Source organism: Rhizobium sp. Root1212, from assembly GCF_001424985.1.
Classification (GTDB): domain Bacteria; phylum Pseudomonadota; class Alphaproteobacteria; order Rhizobiales; family Rhizobiaceae; genus Pararhizobium.
Map to the genome: position 1 here is coordinate 26,311 of NZ_LMDA01000001.1, position 19,961 is coordinate 46,271.

Here is a 19,961-nt window from a genome sequence, read left to right on the forward strand (position 1 = left end):
GTCTCCGGCGGGCTCATGTCAGAAGGGCTCAGCGGTAAGGCGAGTCCATCGCGATGTTGCGAGCGATTTCGCGCTCCCAGCGGTCGCCGTTCGCGAGCAGCCGTTCCTTGTCGTAGTACAGCTCTTCGCGCGTCTCGGTCGAGAACTCGAAGTTCGGGCCTTCGACGATCGCATCGACCGGGCATGCCTCCTGGCAGAAGCCGCAATAGATGCACTTCACCATGTCGATATCGTAACGGACCGTGCGGCGGGTGCCATCGTTGCGGCGCGGGCCGGCTTCGATGGTGATCGCCTGGGCAGGACAGATCGCTTCGCAGAGCTTGCAGGCGATGCAGCGCTCTTCACCGTTGGGATAGCGGCGCAGCGCATGCTCGCCACGGAAACGCGGGCTGACCGGTCCCTTTTCGAAGGGATAGTTCACCGTTGCCTTCGGCGCGAAGAAATAGCGCATCGACAGAAAGAAAGCGCCCACGAATTCCTTGAGGAACAGCGAACTGACGGCTTGCGTAAGACTTGCCATCATCAACCTCCAAACGAGCCGGTCTGGGAGAAACCGGCGATTGACGAGAAACCGAGCGCGGACATCAGGCCCACACCACCAGCTTCAGCGTGACTGCAACAATAAAGACCATGGCGATCGAGATCGGCAGGAAGACCTTCCAACCCAGACGCATCAGCTGGTCGTAGCGGTAGCGCGGCACGAAGGCCTTCACCATCGCGAACATGAAGAACACCAGCGACGCCTTGATGATGAACCAGACGATACCCGGCACCCAATTGAGGAACCAGACGTCGACCGGAGGCAGCCAGCCGCCGAGGAACAGGATCGTCGTCAGCGAGCACATCAGGCAGATGGCCGCATATTCGCCGAGCATGAACATCATGTAAGGGGTGGAGCCGTATTCGACCATGAAGCCGGCAACCAGTTCCGATTCCGCTTCCACGAGGTCGAAGGGCGGACGGTTGGTTTCAGCCAGCGCCGAGATGAAGAAGATGATGAACATCGGGAACAGCGGCAGCCAGTACCAGTCGAGGAACGAGCCCGGAAGGCCCATCATCGTGCCGAGGCCGTCACGCTGCGAATTGACGATGTCCGTCAGGTTCAGCGAGCCGACGCAGAGCAGAACGGTGACGATGACGAAGCCGATCGAGACTTCGTAGGACACCATCTGCGCCGCCGAGCGCAGCGCCGAAAGGAACGGATATTTCGAGTTCGAAGCCCAGCCGCCGATGATGACGCCGTAAACTTCGAGCGAAGAAATAGCGAGAACATAGAGGATGCCGACATTGATATTGGCCATCACCCAGTTTTCGTTGAGCGGGATCACCGCCCAGGCCGCCAGAGCCAAAGTCACGGAAACCAGCGGCGCCAGCAGGAAGAGCGTCTTGTTGGAGCTTGCCGGAATGACCGGCTCCTTGAAAACGAACTTCAAAAGATCGGCGAAGGACTGGAAAAGTCCGAACGGGCCTACCACGTTAGGTCCGCGACGCATCTGTACGGCGGCCCAGATCTTACGGTCGGCAAGCAGGATGTAGGCGATGAACAGCAGGAGCGCGACCAGAAGCAGAAGCGACTGGGCGACCATGATGATGCCTGGCCATACGTAGGTCGAAATGAAAGCGTCCATGATCTCTTATTCCCCCGCGCTCATTCCGCCGCAGCTTTGAAGTTGTTGCGTGCCAGGGCCGAACATTCGGCCATGACAGCGGAGGCGCGTGCTATCGGGTTCGTCAAATAGAAGTCTTTGACCGGAGACGCAAACACCGATTTCGCCATCCCACCTGCTTTTTCTCCGAGAGCCTCGATTTCGCCGGCCGTGCCCGCGAAAATCGCGTCGACATCGGCGAAATGCGGGTGCTCTGCGTAGAGCCTGGCGCGCAATTGTCCAAGCGAATCAAACGGCAGGCGCTTGCCAAGCACGTCCGAGAGCGCACGCAGGATCGCCCAGTCTTCGCGGGCGTCGCCCGGCGCGAAGCCGGCACGGTTGCCCATCTGGACGCGGCCTTCGGTGTTGACCCAGATACCCGACTTTTCGGTATAGGTCGCACCCGGCAGGATGACGTCGGCGCCATGCGCACCGTTGTCGCCATGCGAGCCGATGTAAACGGTGAAGCCCGCGGTCTTGGTCGAAAAATCGAGTTCATCAGCACCGAGCAGGAAGAGGACATCGGTGCCGGTCAGCATTTCGGAAGCCGTCTTGCCCCCCTCGCCCGGCACGAAGCCGAGATCGAGGCCACCGACGCGTGAAGCTGCGGTGTGCAGGACCGCAAAGCCGTTCCAGTCTTCGGAAACCGCGCCGACTGCCGAAGCGAGCTTGGCAACGGACGCCAGAACGGCAGTGCCGTTTGCGCCGGAGATCGCGCCCTGGCCGACGATGATCAGCGGACGCTCGGCCTTCTTCAATGCGTCGAGGAACGCGACCTTGCCGGCCAGCAATTCGCCGACCGTGTCGCTGCCGGCGCCAAGATATTCGTAAGGATAACGCAGGTCGGCCTGTTCGCCGATCACAGCGATCGGCAGACCGCCCATGCGGTAGCGCTTGCGGAGACGGGCGTTGAGCACCGATGCCTCATAGCGCGGGTTGGCGCCGACGATGAGGATCGCATCCGCACGTTCAATGCCCTGGATCGTCGTGTTGAAGATATAGCTGGCGCGGCCGAGCGACGGATCGAGCGCTGCGCCATCCTGGCGGCAGTCGATGTTCGCCGAGCCGAGCGAGGAGATCAGCGCCTTCAGCGCGAACATTTCCTCGACGGAGGCCAGATCGCCGGCAATGGCGCCGATGCGGTCGGCGGTGGTCTTCGAAACCGCATCCTTGATGGCGGTGAAGGCTTCGTTCCAGCTTGCCGGCTTCAGGCGGCCGTCCTTCTTCACGTAGGGGCGGTCGAGACGCTGGGTCTTCAGGCCATCCCAGATGAAGCGGGTCTTGTCGGAGATCCACTCTTCGTTGATCTCTTCATTGACGCGCGGCATGACGCGCATCACTTCGCGGCCGCGGGTATCGACGCGGATCGCCGAGCCGACGGCATCCATCACGTCGATGGATTCGGTCTTGCCGAGTTCCCACGGACGGGCGTTGAAGGCGTAGGGCTTGGAGGTCAGCGCGCCGACCGGGCAGAGATCGACGACGTTGCCCTGAAGCTCCGAGGTCATCGCTTGCTCGAGATAGGTGGTGATCTCGGCGTCTTCACCACGACCGATCAGGCCGAGTTCGGTGATCCCAGCAACTTCCGTGGTGAAGCGGACGCAGCGCGTGCAGTGAATGCAGCGGTTCATCACGGTCATGACCAGCGGGCCGATATACTTGTCTTCGACGGCGCGCTTGTTTTCGCTGTAGCGGGTCGAGTCGACACCGAAGGCCATGGCCTGGTCCTGCAGATCGCATTCGCCGCCCTGGTCGCAGATCGGGCAATCCAGCGGGTGGTTGATCAGCAGGAATTCCATGACGCCTTCGCGGGCCTTCTTGACCATCGGGGTGGTCGTGAAGACTTCCGGCGTTTCGCCGTTCGGGCCGGGACGCAGGTCGCGCACACCCATGGCGCACGATGCCGCCGGTTTCGGCGGCCCGCCCTTCACCTCGATCAGACACATGCGGCAGTTACCGGCAACCGAAAGCCGCTCGTGAAAACAGAAGCGCGGAACCTCGGCGCCGGCTTCTTCGCACGCCTGAAGCAGCGTGAAATGATCCGGAACCTCGATCTCTTTTCCGTCGACTTTCAGTTTTGCCATCTTAGCACTCAATCCTGTCCTTCGTCCGCCGCCTTTGGGCCACGTACAGATAATCCAAGGTCGTCAAAACCTTATGGGCGAGAGCCAATGTAGCCTCACCCGAAAATTCGTCTCAGCCCTTCATCAGGGCCTTTGCACTTTCAACCCAACCGTCGCGGGCAATGCGCCCGCTAAAACCGAGTTCCCGGTCCACCCGCTCGATGTCCTTGTCGGACCAGCGCGCGATGTCCTGGTATCGCCGGATGCCCATGCCGTTCAGCACCTGCTCCAGCTTCGGCCCGATGCCGGCGATCTTCTTCAGATCATCGGCAGCAGCCTCTACAATCCTTGCGGCCGGTTTTGCCCTTTTGGGCTTTGCGACCTTTTCAACGCTTGCCGGCGCGACCGAAACCGGCGCTTCCGAAGCTTTTTCCGCAGCGTTCGCAGGCGCAGCTTCGGCAACCGGCCCAGCGGCCTCAGCCTTCTGCGCCGCATCCGCCATGCCCTGCATCGCGCCGAACATCACGCCGGCAAAATGGCTGGTAACCCCGAAACCGATCGCGGTTGCCGCAGCAATCGCCGCGACCGGGTGCTGCATCAGCGGATGAAGCGGAGCCACTTTCTGCGCGTCCTTCATCCAGTCGCTGAAGCCGAACGGATCGCTCGCCGAACCGGAGGCGGACAAAGGGCCTGCACCGGTCTCCACCGGTCCCGTTCCCTGCCCGCTTTCCCGCTTCGGCCCCGCCATGTTGCTTACTCCGCCGCCTCCAGAACCGCACCATGCGAGGTCGCATTGCGCGTATAGTCGTCGATGCGCTTTTCCATTTCCGGGCGGAAGTTGCGGATTAGGCCCTGCACCGGCCATGCGGCCGCGTCGCCGAGGGCGCAGATCGTGTGGCCTTCCACCTGCTTGGAAACGTCGAACAGCATGTCGATCTCGCGCTTCTGGGCGCGGCCCTGAACCATGCGTTCCAGAACGCGCATCATCCAGCCCGTGCCTTCGCGGCAGGGCGTGCACTGACCGCAGCTCTCATGCTTGAAGAAGGCTGCGATACGCCAGATCGCCTTGATGATGTCGGTGGACTTGTCCATGACGATCATGCCGCCGGTGCCGAACGAAGATTTGACTTCGCGCATGCCGTCGAAATCCATGATGGCATCCATCATGTCCTCGCCGCGAACCACCGGACAGGACGCGCCACCCGGAATGACGGCGAGCAAATTGTCCCAGCCGCCGCGGATACCGCCGCAATGATGCTCGATGAGTTCGCGGAAGGTCAGGCCCAGCTGGTCTTCGAAGGTGCAGGGCTTGTTGACATGGCCGGAGACCATGAACAGCTTCGTGCCGACATTGTTCGGACGGCCGATGGACGAGAACCAGGAAGCGCCACGGCGCAGGATCGTCGGGGCAACGGCGATCGACTCGACGTTGTTGACGGTCGTCGGGCAGCCATAGAGACCCATATTGGCCGGGAACGGCGGCTTCAGGCGCGGCTGGCCCTTCTTGCCTTCCAGGCTTTCGAGCAGCGCGGTTTCCTCGCCGCAGATGTAGGCGCCAGCGCCGTGATGCAGGAACACGTCCATGTCCCAGCCGTGCTTGTTGTTCTTGCCGAGCAGGCCGGCGTCATAGCATTCGTCGATCGCGGCCTGAAGTGCTTCGCGCTCGCGCATATATTCGCCGCGCAGATAGATGTAGGCGGTGTGCGCGCCCATGGCGAAGCTGGCGATCAGGCAGCCTTCGATCAGCGTATGCGGATCGTGGCGCATGATTTCGCGGTCCTTGCAGGTGCCCGGCTCCGATTCGTCGGCATTGACGACGAGGTAATGCGGACGTCCGTCGCTTTCCTTCGGCATGAAGGACCACTTCAAGCCGGTCGGGAAGCCTGCGCCGCCACGGCCGCGAAGGCCGGAAGCCTTCATCTCGTTGACGATCCAGTCACGACCCTTTTCGAGGATCTGCTTGGTGCCGTCCCAATGGCCACGGCTCATGGCGCCCTTCAGCGACTGGTCGTGAAGGCCGTAGAGGTTGGTAAAAATGCGATCTTTATCGGCGAGCATGTCTAAACCTCTTTACCGCGGCTTCTTGCCGAAAACTCTGATGTATTCGGCTTCGCCGCCCTTGGCCAGAGCCTCGGCCTGTTTGACCCAGTCATCACGTTCGATGCGCCCCTTGAAATTCAGGTAGCCATCGACCCATTCGCGCTCAGCCTTCTGCCAGCCCGCGACCTGCGCGAAGGTGAAGATGCCGAGGTCGTGCAGCGTGCCTTCGATCTTCGGACCGACACCTGAGATCAGCTTCAGGTCATCGACAGTGGCCGGGCGCTCGATGCCGGCCGGACGATTCTTGTCGTCCAGCGAAGGCTTCGTGACCGCCTTCTCGGCGGGCGTCGCGGCGACAATGCCGGTATCCTTGTTGTCACCTTCCACCTTGGCGTTGGCTGCCGAGGCGGCCTTGGCAGTTGCCGGCGTCTTGACGGCGGGATTGGTTTCTTCGGCAGCCGTCTTCGCGCGCCCGGCATTAGACGGCGGAACCGGGGCAGCGTCCGCCGGAGCCTCGGCAGGTGCCGGTTCCGTCACCTGGTTGCGCTGCGGCAGCGGTGTCTCGGTCAGCGTCACGGCCGCACCGACCGGCGCGGAGAACACGCGATCGATCTGCGGACCGGGCTTCACGTCCGAACCCTTGCCTGCATCGAAGCGGTCGATGATGTATTCGAGCTGCGGAACCGTCAGGTCCTCATAGGCATCCTTGAAGATCATAACCATCGGCGCATTGACGCAGGCGCCCTGACACTCGACCTCTTCCCAGGAAAGCGTGCCGCTCTCGTTCGGGGTCAGCGGCTCGGGATGAATGCGCTTCTTGCAGAGCTTGATCAGGTCTTCGGAGCCGCGCAGCATGCAGGGCGTCGTGCCGCACACCTGGATGTGGGCGCGCGTTCCGATCGGCTTCAGCTGGAACTGGGTGTAGAAGGTCGCGACTTCGAGGACGCGGATATAGGCCATATCGAGCATATCGGCGATCGCCTCGATCGCGGCCTTGGTTACCCAGCCGTCCTGTTCCTGCGCCCGCATGAGCAGCGGGATCACGGCGGACTGCTGACGGCCTTCCGGATATTTCTTGATCGTGGCTTGAGCCCACGCCACGTTTTCACCCGTGAAGGCAAAGCTCTGCGGCTGGACGCTATCCTCGGCTAGTCGACGAACGGACATATTCCCGAACCCTATCAGTTAATCGAGCCACACCGCGACTTCGTCAGGGAGACGAACTCGCAGGCAAAGGCCGATTTTTCTTTCTGCAAAAATACGATGTAACGCTGGCCGTTCTGCACGGCCGCCTTGATCTCGTAACCCTTGGCAAGCAGGCCGCCCATGCCGCTGCCGGATGTCGTGCTCATGGTTTCAGTCGCCTCGCCCGTATCCTGGGCGAAAGCGGCACCTGCCATCAGCAATCCGAGCAGCGAAAGGGCGGCGAAACGCATCAGCGATCCACCTCGCCGAACACGATATCGAGCGACCCGAGGATCGCCGAAACGTCGGCCAGCTGGTGACCCCGACAGATGTAATCCATCGCCTGAAGATGCGCATAGCCCGGAGCACGGATCTTGCAGCGGTACGGCTTGTTGGTGCCATCCGAGACGAGATAGACGCCGAACTCGCCCTTCGGTGCTTCGACCGCAGCGTAAGCTTCGCCGGCCGGCACGTGGTAGCCTTCGGTGTAGAGCTTGAAGTGGTGGATGAGCGCTTCCATCGAGCGCTTCATCTCGCCGCGCTTGGGCGGAACCACCTTGCCGTCGAGCGACGAGACCGGACCGACCTTGGCATTGCCAAGCAGCCGATCGACGCACTGGCGCATGATCTTGGCGGATTCGCGCATCTCGATCATGCGGATCAGGTAACGATCATAGCAGTCGCCGTTCTTGCCGATCGGAATGTCGAAATCCATCTCGGAATAGCATTCGTAGGGCTGCGACTTGCGCAGGTCCCAGGCAGCACCCGAACCACGCACCATGACGCCGGAGAAGCCCCAGGCCCAGGCATCGTCAAGGCTGACGACGCCGATATCGACGTTGCGCTGCTTGAAGATGCGGTTGCCGGTCAAAAGCGCGTCGATATCGTCGACGGTCTTCAGGAACGGGTCGATCCACTTGCCGATATCCTCGACGAGCTGATGCGGCAGGTCCTGGTGAACGCCACCCGGACGGAAATAGGCGGCGTGCATGCGCGCACCGCAGGCGCGCTCATAAAACACCATCAGCTTTTCGCGCTCTTCGAAGCCCCAAAGCGGCGGCGTCAGCGCGCCGACGTCCATGGCCTGCGTGGTGACGTTGAGCAGGTGCGAAAGAATACGGCCGATTTCCGAATAGAGCACGCGGATTAGCTGCCCGCGGATCGGAACCTCGGTGCCGGTCAGCCGTTCGACGGCCAGCGCAAAGGCATGCTCCTGGTTCATCGGCGCCACGTAGTCGAGGCGGTCGAAATAGGGCACGGCCTGCAGATAGGTCTTGGTCTCGATCAGCTTCTCGGTGCCGCGATGCAGCAGGCCGATATGCGGATCGACACGCTCGACAAGCTCGCCATCCAGTTCGAGCACGAGACGCAGAACGCCGTGTGCGGCCGGATGCTGAGGTCCGAAATTGATGTTGAAATTACGGACGTTATGTTCGTTCATTGCCGCTTGCTCCAAGCCGGACAGGCTCGCATCCATGCGAGCCCCCAACCTTTATCGTCACTTCGCGTTTGCCTTCTCATCGCCCGGCAGCACGTAGTCCGTACCTTCCCAGGGCGACATGAAATCGAATTTGCGGAATTCCTGCTTCAGTTCGACAGGCTCATAGATGACGCGCTTGGCTTCATCGTCGTAGCGCACCTCGACGAAACCGGTCGTCGGGAAGTCCTTGCGCAGCGGATAGCCCTCGAAACCGTAGTCGGTCAGAATGCGGCGCAGGTCCGGGTGGCCGGTAAACAGGATGCCGTACATGTCATAGGCTTCGCGCTCGAACCAGTCGGCGCCCGGATAGACCGGGCACGCGGACGGAACCGCCTTGTCCTCGTTGGTCGACAGCTTGACGCGGATGCGCAGGTTCTGCTTCGGCGACAGCAGGTGATAGACCACGTCGAAACGATCGACACGCTGCGGCCAGTCGACGCCGCAAATATCGATGAAGCTGACGAAACCGCAGCGGGCATCGTCACGCAGGAAGGTCAAAAGCTCGATCACGCTTTCGGCGGTCGTGGTCAGCGTCAACTCGCCGAAGGCGACGGCAGCTTCACTCACCAAAGCGCCGCGCATCTCGCGGATGTAGCCGGAAAGCTCGTTCAGGGCTTCGCTCATCGTTCTGATCCCCTGCCCTTAGCGTTCGATCGTGCCGGTACGGCGAATCTTCTTCTGCAGCAGCAGCACCCCGTAAAGGAGAGCCTCTGCCGTGGGAGGACAGCCCGGCACATAGATATCGACCGGCACGACGCGGTCGCAGCCGCGCACCACCGAATAGGAATAATGATAGTAGCCGCCGCCATTGGCGCAGGAGCCCATCGAGATGACGTAACGCGGCTCGGGCATCTGGTCATAGACCTTGCGCAGGGCCGGCGCCATCTTGTTGGTCAGCGTGCCGGCGACGATCATCACGTCGGACTGGCGTGGGCTGGCGCGCGGCGCAAAGCCGAAGCGTTCGACGTCATAACGCGGCATCGAAAGCTGCATCATCTCGACGGCGCAGCAGGCGAGACCGAAGGTCATCCACATCAGCGAGCCGGTACGGGCCCAGTTGATCAGCTCGTCCGTCGAGGTGACCAGAAAACCCTTATCGGCGAGCTCGTTGTTGATCTCGCCGTAGAACTTGTCGTTGCTGCCGATCGGCTTGCCGGTCGAGGGATCGATGATCCCCTTCGGCGCCTGGGCAACGAGAGGCGTGGTTGCTACTCCCATTCGAGCGCTCCCTTCTTCCATTCATAGATAAAGCCGATGGTCAGCACACCGAGGAAGACCATCATCGACCAGAAGCCGAACCAGCCCATTTCCTTGAAGGAAACCGCCCAGGGGAAAAGGAAGGCGACTTCGAGGTCGAAGATGATGAACAGGATCGACACCAGATAGAAGCGGATGTCGAACTTCATGCGCGCATCGTCGAAGGAGTTGAAGCCGCACTCATAAGCCGAGAGCTTCTCGGAGTCGGGCGCCTTGTAGGCGACGGCGAAAGGCGCGATCAACAGCGCAAGGCCGATAACCAGCGATATGCCGATGAAGATCGCGATCGGAATATAAGAGCCGAGAAGGTCTGTCATTGTATCCGTCCCTGCTTGCGGCGGGCGCTGGAGAAGCGCGGTAGCCATAAAGCCGCAAGCCGAAAAATATGTTGCAACGCAGGTGTGGTTAGCGCAGCCGGGGCTGCGGTGCAAGCCTTGAGAACGGTTTTCACCCCCTCAAGCAGAGGGAATGAAACCCAGGCGAAACCTAGCATCCCCACAGAGGCGGCGCAAACCCCCAAAAACCGGCGAAAGCCCGCATCTGCGCGATGTTTGCATCTTAAATTCGGAGTTTTCTACTCAAGAAGACTTTACCGGCACGCGATGGTTTCGGCCCGGCCGTTAGGCCGCGATCCGAGCATCCAGGTTCGCGGAAAAGCCGGGCCTCAAGCCCCACGAAACGAGCAGGTTTCGCCAGAGCGCACTGCAAATCACCTCGTTCCACGTGGGTACTAGCAATTCTAGCGATCGACGGATTGCAACTTTTGCGCTACCACAACCATGGAAGGAGAAATCCCCATGATGCCCATCACGATTCGTATCCAGGCCCGTGAAACGGGTGGCGCACTCGGCAAACCCGCGCTCCTGACGATGATCGGGCTACGAGAAACCCTGCTCGAGGCACTCGACTACGACGAGGCCCGCGTGAACTTCGTCTGCCGCAGGGTGGAGGAAACGGGTATGTACGAACTTTGCGACCAGGCGACCGAAGCAGTCTATGTGATCGAGAAAATCCTGCACTCCTGAACGCCAGCCGTAAAACATGATTTCTTCGACGCAACGCAGCGAAGCAGCGATCCTTGGGAATCGCTTCCGAGACGACTGCACAGCACTGCCCGGCATGCTCCAGAATCAACGGGGCACATGAAAAAGCTGCCATTGGAAGCGGGCATGGCAACAATCGAATCGACAGCTGTATTTTCGATGCCCCGCCGAAGCGCGCAAGAGCGGCAACCGTGCGCTCCGCGTGAAGCCAAGCATAATCAACATTCAACAGGGAGGACTTAATCCATTTCTAAAAAAATGGCGCGAGTGACGGGGCTCGAACCCGCGACCTCCGGCGTGACAGGCCGGCACTCTAACCGACTGAGCTACACCCGCGCATATCGAATACGAACTCCGAAATGTGATCCCTGAAAGTGGCGCGAGTGACGGGGCTCGAACCCGCGACCTCCGGCGTGACAGGCCGGCACTCTAACCGACTGAGCTACACCCGCACTTCACTTCAGGCATTCCGGATGCTTTCGCATCCTTGTCGAAGCGGCTTGCCGTTTCGATGAGCGGCTAACTACGGGGTTCGTCTTTTAGTGTCAAGCAGGTTTGGAGACAAAACCATGACAGCCGGCAAATTGTTTCCACAGGCTTGAAGACAGAGTGTCCCCACAACCCTTTGCCTGTGGAAACTTAATGGGGACGAAAAAAATCTTCCAAAGGTATCGCCGCCGGCTTGGGAACATCCTCCCCGAAGGCACCGCCCTCCTCCGCGCCGGAAAATCAGGCTTCCCATGACACCAAACGATAAAGCCCGGCCGCAACCTCCGCGCCTGCACGACGGACATTTCCCATCCGCTCAACAAAAAAGTCGAAAAAAATCTTCAAGACGCTCTTGCGGTTTTCGCGCGATCCGCATAGATCACGGCCATCGACGCGACGGACATCAGTCCTGACCGCGCCGGGCGATTAGCTCAGTTGGTAGAGCGCCTCGTTTACACCGAGGATGTCGGGAGTTCGAGTCTCTCATCGCCCACCATTTATTCCCAGACGCCTTAAATTCTCGATCGCCGAGCTGTTACCCGTTCTCCTTGGACACCGGAACAACGATCCGGTGCCTTGCCGTGCGAGCCGAACGCCGCCGAACGAATCCGTCACGCATCTTCCTTCTTGCGCACCGGCGCCTTGCGCCGCGGTTCCTCATAGGGCGGTTCAGGAGATACAGGCAGGTTTTCGGTTTTCGGCTTGCGCAGCAGGCGATCCCGAAGCGCGCCCAGTTGATCGCGCAGCAGCGGACGGAATCGGTTGGCGCGGTAAGGCATGTCGGCGGCGCCGTAGCCTTCCGGGCCGTCGTCATTGCCGCGATGGATTTCCGCGAGCTTCACGCCGATGAAATCGCCGTCGACATAATGCCGGTACGGGCCGACCCAGCGAATCGTATAGACCTGCCCCTTGCGGATGCCCTGATCGATCGAGACGTTCTTGAACCTGTCGTTGATGCAGACAACCTTCTGCCCGACATGGAAATCGTACATCCGCCCTCTCCTCCAACCGCGCGCAGTCCGTTCATATAGCATCAAGACCGGCCATAATGGCAATCGTCACAGCCGGTGAATGGCCACGTCCGGGCAAGCTGCCGCCGCAAGCGCGCAAAGATGCTCGTGGTGCGTCAGATAGATCACCTGCCCCACCTTCGCCATCTCGCCCATCAGGGCGAAGGCATGTCCGGCGCGGCCGTCGTCGAATGTCTCCATGATATCGTCGGCGATAAACGGCAGGCTTTCGCGGGTCGAGGCGATCTCGTGATAGCCGGCCATGCGCAGCGCCAGATAGAGCTGGAATCGCGTGCCCTTGGAAAGATCGCGCGCCAGCTTCGATGCGCCCCCTGCCTGCGTGGCGATCAGGAACTCCCTGCCCTGCTCGGCCTGGGTGGCGAGACCTTCATATTCGCCGCCGGTCACGGTGCTGAAAGCGGCCGAGGCGCGCTGCATCATGGCGCTGCGATGGCGCTCGCGGTAGAGCCGAAGCGCCGTTTCGCCCGCCAGGATGCCCGTGCGCAGCCGCAGATAGGTGAGCGCCCGTGCCTCGATCTCGGCCAGCACGGTGCGGCGGCGTTCTTCGAGATGGGCGGCAGCGTCATCGCCGCCAATGCGCGACAGTGCCCGCTCCGCCTCACGCCGTTCCGCATTCAGATTGCCGGCTTCACGATCAGCTTCCTCGAAGCTCGCCTGCCGCTCGGAAAGCGCGTGTGCGAGGCCGTCCTCGTCGACGGCGGCGAGAATCAGTTCCGCCTCATCGGAGACAGTGACCGAAAGCCGTGTGCATAAATCCGTTTCCGTCTCGGCGATGCGCCGCAGCAATCCGTCACGCGCCCTGACCGCTTCCAGCCGCGGCCCCGCCTCGACAAGCGTTTCGCAGCCGAGGAGATCGAGGATAGCGCCGGCCTGCGCCTGCTGTCGCTGCTGTTTTTCGATCAGGGTCTGGCGTTCCGCCTGCCGCTCCTCATATTCTCGTCTCAGGCGTGCTGCCAGATCGCGGCAGCGCCGCGCCTCTACGAGCCGGGCGCGCGACGCTTCAAACGTCGCCAGCACATCGCCCTTGCCGTCAAGCCCAAGCCGCCGGGCGATTTCCTCGACCACAGTGGCAAATTGGCGCTGATCCTTGGCCATACCTTCGATGCGGTGATCGAGATCGGCTTTCTTCTGGGCGAGCTTGTCGATCTCCTGCAAAAGCACCAGCACCGGTCGCAGTTGCGTCGGCGACGGCAGTTCGGCGCGCCGGCCAAGCCAGGTGGCGGCCAGAGTCTCCCGCCATGCCTGCCGCCAGCGCTCCATGTCGTCGCAGGCTGTTTCATGGGCTGCTTCGCGCGCTTCAAGGCTTCGGGATGCCCGCTGGCGGGCCTGTTGGCTGTCGCGGTGGGCTGCGATCCGCTTTTCGAGCGTATCGATCCTGCGCTCTGCAAAATCCAGCGCTCCGGCCAGATCGTCCGGCATGGCCGCTTCGCCGCCCCATGCTTCGAAAATCTCCGAAAGCCGCCCCAGCGCCGTCTTTTCGTCGTCCTGGGCAAGCATCAACTCCTGCATCGCCCCTCGCAGGGCTGTGCGGGTTTCCAGCGCCAGCCGCCGCATGTCGAGCCAGCGCTCGAATCGCGCCAGTCCGATATCCTGCGGCAGGCCGCACGCCGCAGCGAGTGCACCAACGTTCCCCGCCCAGTCCGTAAGCCGGTCGCTCAGGGTACGTGCCTCGCCCTGCAAAGCCGAAAGCTTCGCATTCCGCTCGGCAAGTGAAAGCGTCAGCATTCGCGTCTGTGCAACGCTTTCTGATTGGCCGAGCCGGATGGTGGCGGCTTCATCGTCTCGCCGCATCGCGGCCTCAAAACGGGCAGCACTGTCCACGTCGAGCAGGCGCGCATGGTCCGCCCACGCCTCATCCCGCACGACGCGCAGCGCAAGCGCCGCATCATCGGCAGCCAAGGGAGCAAGCCGATGCAATTCGGCAAGCCGTGCCCGCTCCCCGGCAATGCCGGCTTCCTCTTCGGCGATTCGGTCTGCAAGGCGTTGCCGCCGCTCCTCCAGCGCCGATTTCTCCGAAGACAGCGCCGCGATATCCGCCTCGGGGGGAGCCGGAAGCGCGATCAGCGATTCGACATCACCGGCAAAGGGCAACAAAGCAGCCATCCGGTCGGACAGCAGGCTCTCCAGCCCGGCAATGTCACGTCGCGCTGCCTGCTGGCGCTGCAGGCAATCGCTGCGGTGCAGACGCCTTACAAGATCGGCGAGCGCCTGCGGATCGGCCAAATCCTCGCAGTCACTTTCTTCAAGCGGATATTTCTCCTCGATATCGCTGAAGTCCTCGCGCGCCGCGTCAAGCTCCCGCTCCGCAGCCGACAGCCGCTCCGACAGCCCCCCATGCTCCTGGGAAAGGGCATCGATACGACCGAGAATATCGGCCGGAATGACGGTATTCTCGGCTTCTGCCGCATCATCTCCGAGTTGGCGCAACCGCGTTGCGATATCCGCTGCCGCCTTCGCGCGCTCATCCAGCCGCGACGGCATGTCGTAGACCGCCGTCCGATAGCGCGCTTCGAGACCGGCGCGTTCGATATCCTCGATCGTTGATGCCGTCGAAAGCGCCGCTTCGTCCTCGTCGATATCTGCAAGCTCCGCCTCGCGCCGCGCGATATCGGCATCCAGCTGCTGAAGCCGCGCGTCGCCATCGGCTTCTTCGCGCAGAAGCGTCGGATAGAGTTCGTGCCATAAGGCCGGTACCTCCGGCAGTGCGCCGAAGCCGGCAAGCTCGCTTCGGGCGGCGCGCAGCCGCTGCAACAGCGGCAGGGCCTCGCGCTGGGCTTTCAGCCGCTCCAGCGCCACCTGAATATCGGCGCGAAGGCTCAAGGCCGCCTCATGGCGCTCAGCGGCGACATCCCTCGCCTTGCGCAAGGCGGCAAACTCGCGGGCATTGGTGTCGGCAGCCGTCTTTTCCGCCTTCAGCGTCTCAAGCTCGGCCTTCAGTTCCGCCAGCCGGTGCTTGCGCCCCTGCGGTTTGTAAAACTCTTCAGCCTCGGTGCGCAGGCGGGACAACACGGCGCTGCTATCGGGCAGACCCGAGCTTGCCGAAAACAGCAAGGCCCCCAGTTCCCCTTCGCTTTTCAGGATCGCTTCGCCACCCCGCTCGATGGTTTCGTCATCGAGCGAAAACATCATCTGGTAGGCGGCTCTGTCGATGCCTGCGAGGGCCGCGGCAAAGAGCGTATCCGGCAAAGGCCGATCAGCCGAATCGACCAGCGAATTCTGGTTGCGCTTGATCCGGAAGACGTCGTGCGTTGCACCTCCCGTCTCGATCACGCCACCGATGCGCATCGTCGGATAGGGATGCAGGAAGCCATAGGTGCTGCGCGTCTCGATGCCGAAGAGCAGATCGAGGAAGGCGGAGAACAGCGTCGATTTACCGGCCTCGTTCGGCCCGTAGATGATGTGGAAATCCGGCTTGCCGGCATTGACCGCACCGAATTCGATGCGGCGACCGGTGAATTTGCCGTAGCGGACGAGATCGAGAGCCGTGAGCCGCATCAGCGTGCATCCCCGCCATCGGCGCCACCGGCCTGCAGATGGGCCAGCACGTCGTCGCTGCCCGCCTGTGAGATCTCGGCCACCAGCCGGGCAAGCGCGCCCTCGTCACCCGCCATCTGCTCGCGCAGTTCGCGCGGTAACTGCGCCAGCAGTTCCTCGACGACGGCCTGGGCTTCGTGGCGATAGCCGTGGGAAGGCAGCACGGTGTCGTGCACCAGCGCGGAAAGCTCGTGCACCGGATCGGCGGATGTCGTCATATCGATATCGCCGCTGCGGCAGGACAGCTCGACAGCCTCGACCCAGAGGCCGGGATAGCCGCCAGCGACATTGGCGATTTCGGCTTCAAGAAATTCGGGGTCGCGTCGGAGATTCCAGGCGAGCGGCGTCACGCCGCCGAGGTTCAGACGCAGGATCACCTGATCTGCCCGCAAACGGCGGCGAGCCTCGCCCATAGCCGTCTTCACCCGCGCCAGCATTTCCTGCCAGTCTTCCGCGCCCGTGAGATCGACGGAGAGCCGCAGGAAGGCGGCGTGGCCGATCAGCCGCTCCTCGTGGCTGAGCCTTCCCTCGTCATCGATGCTGACGAGCGTCACGGATTTGTCGCCGGCCTCGTTGATGTCGCGCCCCTGCGGCATGCCGGGCATGACAACCAGTGGCTTTTCATGGTGCACCTGCCGCAAATGCACATGGCCGAGCGCCCAATAGTCGAAGCCATGGGCCACGAGATCGGCAACGCTTGCCGGTGCGTAATTGTCATGGCCCGGTGCACCGGCAAGGCTGGTGTGCAGCATGCCGATATTGATCGCATCCTCGACCGGCGCGGCGAAGCTGGGCAGCAGGCTTTCGGCCATATGCGGATTGTCGAAGCCGACGCCGTGCACATAGACCTCGCGGCCATTGTCCAGCGTCTTCGCCAGCATCGGCTTCACCCGACCGGAAAACAGATGGACATTGGCCGGCAGCGACAGCTCGCGCTTGATGGTAGATTGGGAATCATGATTGCCGCGAATGACGAAGACGCGGATGCCCGCCTGCTCCAGTCGCCGCAACTCGGCCGACAAAAACAGCGCCGTGTTCATCGAGGTCTGCGAGCCGTCATAAAGATCGCCCGCAATCAGCAGTGCATCGACGGCCTCGGCGATGCAGAGATCGACGATGGCCGATAGAGCCGACCGGGTCGCGCCGCGCACAAGCTCGGCCAGCTCGGCATTTTTCAAGGCGAGGCTGCGGAGCGGTGAATCGAGATGAAGATCGGCCGTGTGGACAAAACGGAAAGGCATGGCCGACCATGGCCCGCACGGGCCGCAGCGGTCAAGGACGCATCTGCCAGCCGCCACCCCTCTTCACCGTTCTTTTCAAATGGCGCGGAAGGTCAAAAACGCGTGTCCGCCTCCGAAAGAATTACCGCTTTCCGGGCGGCTGCGCTAACAATAGCAAAGCCATTTCAAATGGCCCCTCAGAAATTGTACGAGATGCCATGAAAGCCGCCTTCGAAGTCTCGGAAAAGCTGTTCGAGCTTTACCACCGCGTCCACAAACTCATCAACGAGTCGATGACGCAGGAAGGCGTTTCGCTGGCGCGCAGCAAGTTTCTCTGTTTTCTCAGCAAGCTTGGCCCCTGTCGTTCGACGGATATCGCCGATGCCCTGAATTTCGCGCCTCGCACCGTCACAGAAGCGCTGGACGGACTGGAACGCGACAGGCTGGTGGAGCGCAAACCCGATCCCGCCGACCGCCGTGCGAAAATCGTCTCGATCACCGAGACAGGCCGGCAGGTGCTGGAAGCCGCGGAAATGCCGCGCAAGCAACTTCTCGAAGAAATCTTCTCCGCCCTCGACGACAAGCAGCTCGACCAGTTGCAATCGATCGTCGGCAGTCTCGTGAACAAGGTAGACGAGATCCGCCGCCGCCGCGGCGACGGCGAACCGGAGTAGATAACCCCAGCCCCCAAAACAGAAAAGGCCGGCGCATCATGCACCGGCCTTTCCGTCTTCATGCGCAATCGATCACATCTGGTCGATCGCACCGATGGAGAAAAACAGCGTCTCGCCGGAGGAGTCGTCGACGCCGTCATTGTCGGTGACGACATAGCCGTTGCCGGCTGCATCGATGGCAAAGCCTTCGACCTTGTCGACGACGTAACCGTTCAGTGACTTCAGGTCGGGGATGAGGTCGCGGACCTCTTCCTTCCTGACGACCGGCAGTTCGCCGCCGAGCTTGGCGGGCTTCAGGTCGGCGAGAGCGACGCGGTAGATTTTCTTAAGCTTTGCAGCCTTGCCGATCAGGTTGTCGCGCTCGATGACATAGGCGTAGTCGCCATGGATGGTGATTTCGGAAAGGCCGACCCAGCCGTCGCCGGCCGCTTCAAGCGGATAGCGCACGGCACCCCACTCTTCCGTCGCCGGCTTGTAGGAAACGAGCTTCACGAAGCCCTTGTCGTCGTCCTTCCATTCGCGCTGCACGGCCATCCACAGGGTCTGGTCGTCGCCTTCGCCGATGCTGGTGATGCCTTCGAAGCCGAAGCGGGTTTCGCCGGCGCGCAGCTCTGCGGGAATTGCGACTTCCTTCTTGATCTTGCCCTTGGCATCGACCTGCAGCAGCGCATGGGCATAAAGCTTGTCGCTATTGCCTTCCGAAGCCAGCCAGTAGCCGTCGCCATCGGTGACGATGCCTTCGATGTCGAGCTTCTGGGCCGGTGCCCCATCACGGGTGATGGTCAGCGCATCGGTGATGACGGCCGGCTTCTGCGTCGCGTCGATGGTGAAGATGCGCGGCTGCGACGAATAGAAAGAATCGCTGATGGCGAGCAGCTTGCCCGGCTGATCCTCGAGCATGGCAAGACCGGAGAGAGCGCCAAAACCGATCGGAGCGCCATCCTTGTCGGCTGAAACGATCTGCGGATAGGCCGGTGTACCCTCGGCGCGCTCGTAGATCATCACGTGCGAGCGTGCGAGACCATCTTCACCGAGATCTGCCTCGTTTGCAGTCGCCAGCAGGTTGCGGCCCGGAATCGCAACGGCGCCTTCCGGCGAGATGCCCGACGGCAGGATCTGCAGCAGTTCCGGCTCCGCGCCGGTGTCCTTGTAGACGCCGGCGACGGAGGCACGTTCGGCCAGAACGAAGAACAGCTTGTCGTCGCCGAAGGTCGCGGCTTCCAGCCCTTCCGGCTCGATCCCCTTGGAATTGCGCTTGTCGGGATAATGGCCAAGACGGGCAACGGCCTGTTCGAAGCTCGAACCGGATTCGTGGAGAACCTTGCCAGCCTTGTCGAAGATGGTGAAACCCCGCGAACCGCCCTCGTAGTCGCCTTCGTTGGCAACGACGATGCGGTCGTCGTCGAGCCATTTCACGGCATCGGGCTCACGCTTGACGCCGGTCTTTTCGCCGGTGAACGAAAGAGCGCCGTCCTTCTTGACGTCGATGCCCTTGAGATCGACGGTGCCGGCGGAGAAATGGCCGGTCACCTTGGCAGTGTTGCCGTCGATGATGACGATGTGGTTGTTTTCCTGCAGCGTCAGCGCAATCTCGTTCTTGCCATTGAAGGCGACGAATTCCGGCTCCGGGTCATCGCCGGCGATGTCGGCGAGACCGGTGAGCGTCACATGCTTCAGCGTGCCGCAATCCGGGATGCCATCCTTCAGCGAAACGATAACGAGGTCGCCGGCCGGCATCTGCGGGATCTGGCCATCATTGACCTCTTCGTCCCGCTCGTTTTCGATCGCGATGGCGGCAAGGGTCTTGTCCTTGCTGATGGCAACCGAGTCCGGCTGGCCGCCGAGATCGCACTTTGCGTCGATGGTCTTGCCGGCGATATCGACGGCCGCGAGGAAGCCCGAGGGCTTCACGAAGCTTTCGCGGGTGTTGACGGCGGCGAGAACCTTGGAGCCGACGGCGGCAACCGAGGTCGGTTCACCGTCGAGGGAAACGATGCCGCCGGCCTTCGGGGCCTTGGCGTCGGTGATGTCGATGAAGCCGATCGCCTTCAGCGGGCTGTCGGAATAGATCAGCGTGTTGCCGTCTTCGCTGGCGGTGATGATTTCGGAAGACGTCGGCGTCTTGCCGTCGATATCGGCCGGCAGGTTGTCGGCGACGGCGAAAGAGGCGACGCGATTGAATACGGGTTCGGCAAAAGCGACCGTCGAGGTCGAGGCGGCAAGCAGGGCGGCGAGCGCTGCGGAAAATGTCTTCATGGGAAATACCCTCCAGTTTCTGGAACGGCAGGGTTGTGCGATG

General features: G+C 61.8%; 17 protein-coding genes and 3 tRNA genes. 3 read left to right on the plus strand and 17 right to left on the minus strand.

The genetic code is table 11. The features are described 5' to 3' along the window. Positions 1–28: 28 nt before the first annotated feature. The 11 genes from nuoI to ASC86_RS00210 all read right to left on the minus strand — a co-directional run bounded on the left by nuoI (position 29) and on the right by ASC86_RS00210 (position 9,988). A complete protein-coding gene (gene nuoI / locus ASC86_RS00160; RefSeq protein WP_056314694.1) occupies positions 29–520 on the minus strand; it encodes an NADH-quinone oxidoreductase subunit NuoI in 492 nt (163 codons plus the stop codon). Positions 521–584: 64 nt separating this feature from the next. Further along, positions 585–1,628: an NADH-quinone oxidoreductase subunit NuoH gene (gene nuoH / locus ASC86_RS00165; RefSeq protein ID WP_056314696.1), complete on the minus strand. Its 1,044-nt coding sequence runs from the start codon at positions 1,626–1,628 to the stop codon at positions 585–587. Between the two features lie 20 nt (positions 1,629–1,648). After that, positions 1,649–3,730, minus strand: a complete 2,082-nt coding sequence (gene nuoG / locus ASC86_RS00170; protein WP_056314698.1) for an NADH-quinone oxidoreductase subunit NuoG — start codon at positions 3,728–3,730, stop codon at positions 1,649–1,651. A 112-nt stretch (positions 3,731–3,842) separates the two neighbouring features. Beyond that, the gene (locus ASC86_RS00175; protein ID WP_056314700.1) at positions 3,843–4,457 is read right to left on the minus strand and encodes a hypothetical protein; all 615 of its coding nucleotides are present in this window, start codon (positions 4,455–4,457) and stop codon (positions 3,843–3,845) included. A 5-nt stretch (positions 4,458–4,462) separates the two neighbouring features. Next, positions 4,463–5,767, minus strand: a complete 1,305-nt coding sequence (gene nuoF, locus ASC86_RS00180) for an NADH-quinone oxidoreductase subunit NuoF (protein WP_056314702.1) — start codon at positions 5,765–5,767, stop codon at positions 4,463–4,465. Between the two features lie 12 nt (positions 5,768–5,779). After that, the gene (locus ASC86_RS00185) at positions 5,780–6,916 is read right to left on the minus strand and encodes an NADH-quinone oxidoreductase subunit E (protein WP_056314704.1); all 1,137 of its coding nucleotides are present in this window, start codon (positions 6,914–6,916) and stop codon (positions 5,780–5,782) included. 14 nt (positions 6,917–6,930) lie between these two features. Beyond that, positions 6,931–7,185 (minus strand): hypothetical protein, encoded by a 255-nt coding sequence (locus ASC86_RS00190; RefSeq protein ID WP_056314706.1) that lies wholly within the window; start codon positions 7,183–7,185, stop codon positions 6,931–6,933. Beyond that, positions 7,185–8,375, minus strand: coding sequence for an NADH-quinone oxidoreductase subunit D (locus ASC86_RS00195; protein WP_056318018.1), 1,191 nt, complete (start codon positions 8,373–8,375; stop codon positions 7,185–7,187). Before ASC86_RS00195 ends, ASC86_RS00190 begins: the two co-directional genes overlap by 1 nt. A gap of 57 nt (positions 8,376–8,432) precedes the next feature. Continuing rightward, positions 8,433–9,038: an NADH-quinone oxidoreductase subunit C gene (locus ASC86_RS00200; RefSeq protein ID WP_056314708.1), complete on the minus strand. Its 606-nt coding sequence runs from the start codon at positions 9,036–9,038 to the stop codon at positions 8,433–8,435. Between the two features lie 18 nt (positions 9,039–9,056). Further along, positions 9,057–9,632, minus strand: coding sequence for an NADH-quinone oxidoreductase subunit B (locus tag ASC86_RS00205; protein ID WP_056314710.1), 576 nt, complete (start codon positions 9,630–9,632; stop codon positions 9,057–9,059). Beyond that, entirely contained in the window at positions 9,623–9,988 is a 366-nt protein-coding gene (locus tag ASC86_RS00210; RefSeq protein ID WP_056314712.1) for an NADH-quinone oxidoreductase subunit A, read from the minus strand. The genes ASC86_RS00205 and ASC86_RS00210 overlap by 10 nt, the downstream gene beginning before the upstream one ends. A 480-nt stretch (positions 9,989–10,468) precedes the next feature. On the opposite strand from ASC86_RS00210, the gene ASC86_RS00215 reads away from it, so the two are divergent. Then, the gene (locus ASC86_RS00215; RefSeq protein ID WP_056314713.1) at positions 10,469–10,696 is read left to right on the plus strand and encodes a hypothetical protein; all 228 of its coding nucleotides are present in this window, start codon (positions 10,469–10,471) and stop codon (positions 10,694–10,696) included. A 277-nt stretch (positions 10,697–10,973) separates the two neighbouring features. On the opposite strand, the gene ASC86_RS00220 is transcribed toward ASC86_RS00215, so the two are convergent. Together ASC86_RS00220 and ASC86_RS00225 are read right to left on the minus strand one after the other, a co-directional pair. After that, positions 10,974–11,050 (minus strand) — tRNA-Asp (locus ASC86_RS00220). A gap of 39 nt (positions 11,051–11,089) precedes the next feature. After that, a tRNA-Asp gene (locus ASC86_RS00225) sits at positions 11,090–11,166 on the minus strand. 457 nt (positions 11,167–11,623) lie between these two features. Here ASC86_RS00225 and ASC86_RS00230 point away from each other — a divergent pair. Continuing rightward, positions 11,624–11,699 (plus strand) — tRNA-Val (locus ASC86_RS00230). A gap of 115 nt (positions 11,700–11,814) precedes the next feature. Here ASC86_RS00230 and ASC86_RS00235 read toward each other — a convergent pair. The 3 genes from ASC86_RS00235 to ASC86_RS00245 form a co-directional block, all read right to left on the minus strand. Then, on the minus strand, positions 11,815–12,195 hold the full coding sequence (locus ASC86_RS00235) for a hypothetical protein (RefSeq protein ID WP_056314715.1): 381 nt from the start codon (positions 12,193–12,195) through the stop codon (positions 11,815–11,817). A gap of 66 nt (positions 12,196–12,261) precedes the next feature. Continuing rightward, positions 12,262–15,729 (minus strand): AAA family ATPase, encoded by a 3,468-nt coding sequence (locus ASC86_RS00240; RefSeq protein WP_056314718.1) that lies wholly within the window; start codon positions 15,727–15,729, stop codon positions 12,262–12,264. Continuing rightward, entirely contained in the window at positions 15,729–17,009 is a 1,281-nt protein-coding gene (locus ASC86_RS00245; RefSeq protein ID WP_056314720.1) for an exonuclease SbcCD subunit D, read from the minus strand. Before ASC86_RS00245 ends, ASC86_RS00240 begins: the two co-directional genes overlap by 1 nt. Before the next feature lie 197 nt (positions 17,010–17,206). Here ASC86_RS00245 and ASC86_RS00250 point away from each other — a divergent pair, with 197 nt between their 5' ends. Further along, entirely contained in the window at positions 17,207–17,662 is a 456-nt protein-coding gene (locus ASC86_RS00250) for a MarR family transcriptional regulator (RefSeq protein WP_056314722.1), read from the plus strand. Positions 17,663–17,734: 72 nt separating this feature from the next. Here the strand turns inward: ASC86_RS00250 and ASC86_RS00255 are convergent, their stop codons facing one another. Beyond that, entirely contained in the window at positions 17,735–19,918 is a 2,184-nt protein-coding gene (locus ASC86_RS00255) for an esterase-like activity of phytase family protein (RefSeq protein WP_056314724.1), read from the minus strand. Positions 19,919–19,961 lie beyond the last annotated feature (43 nt).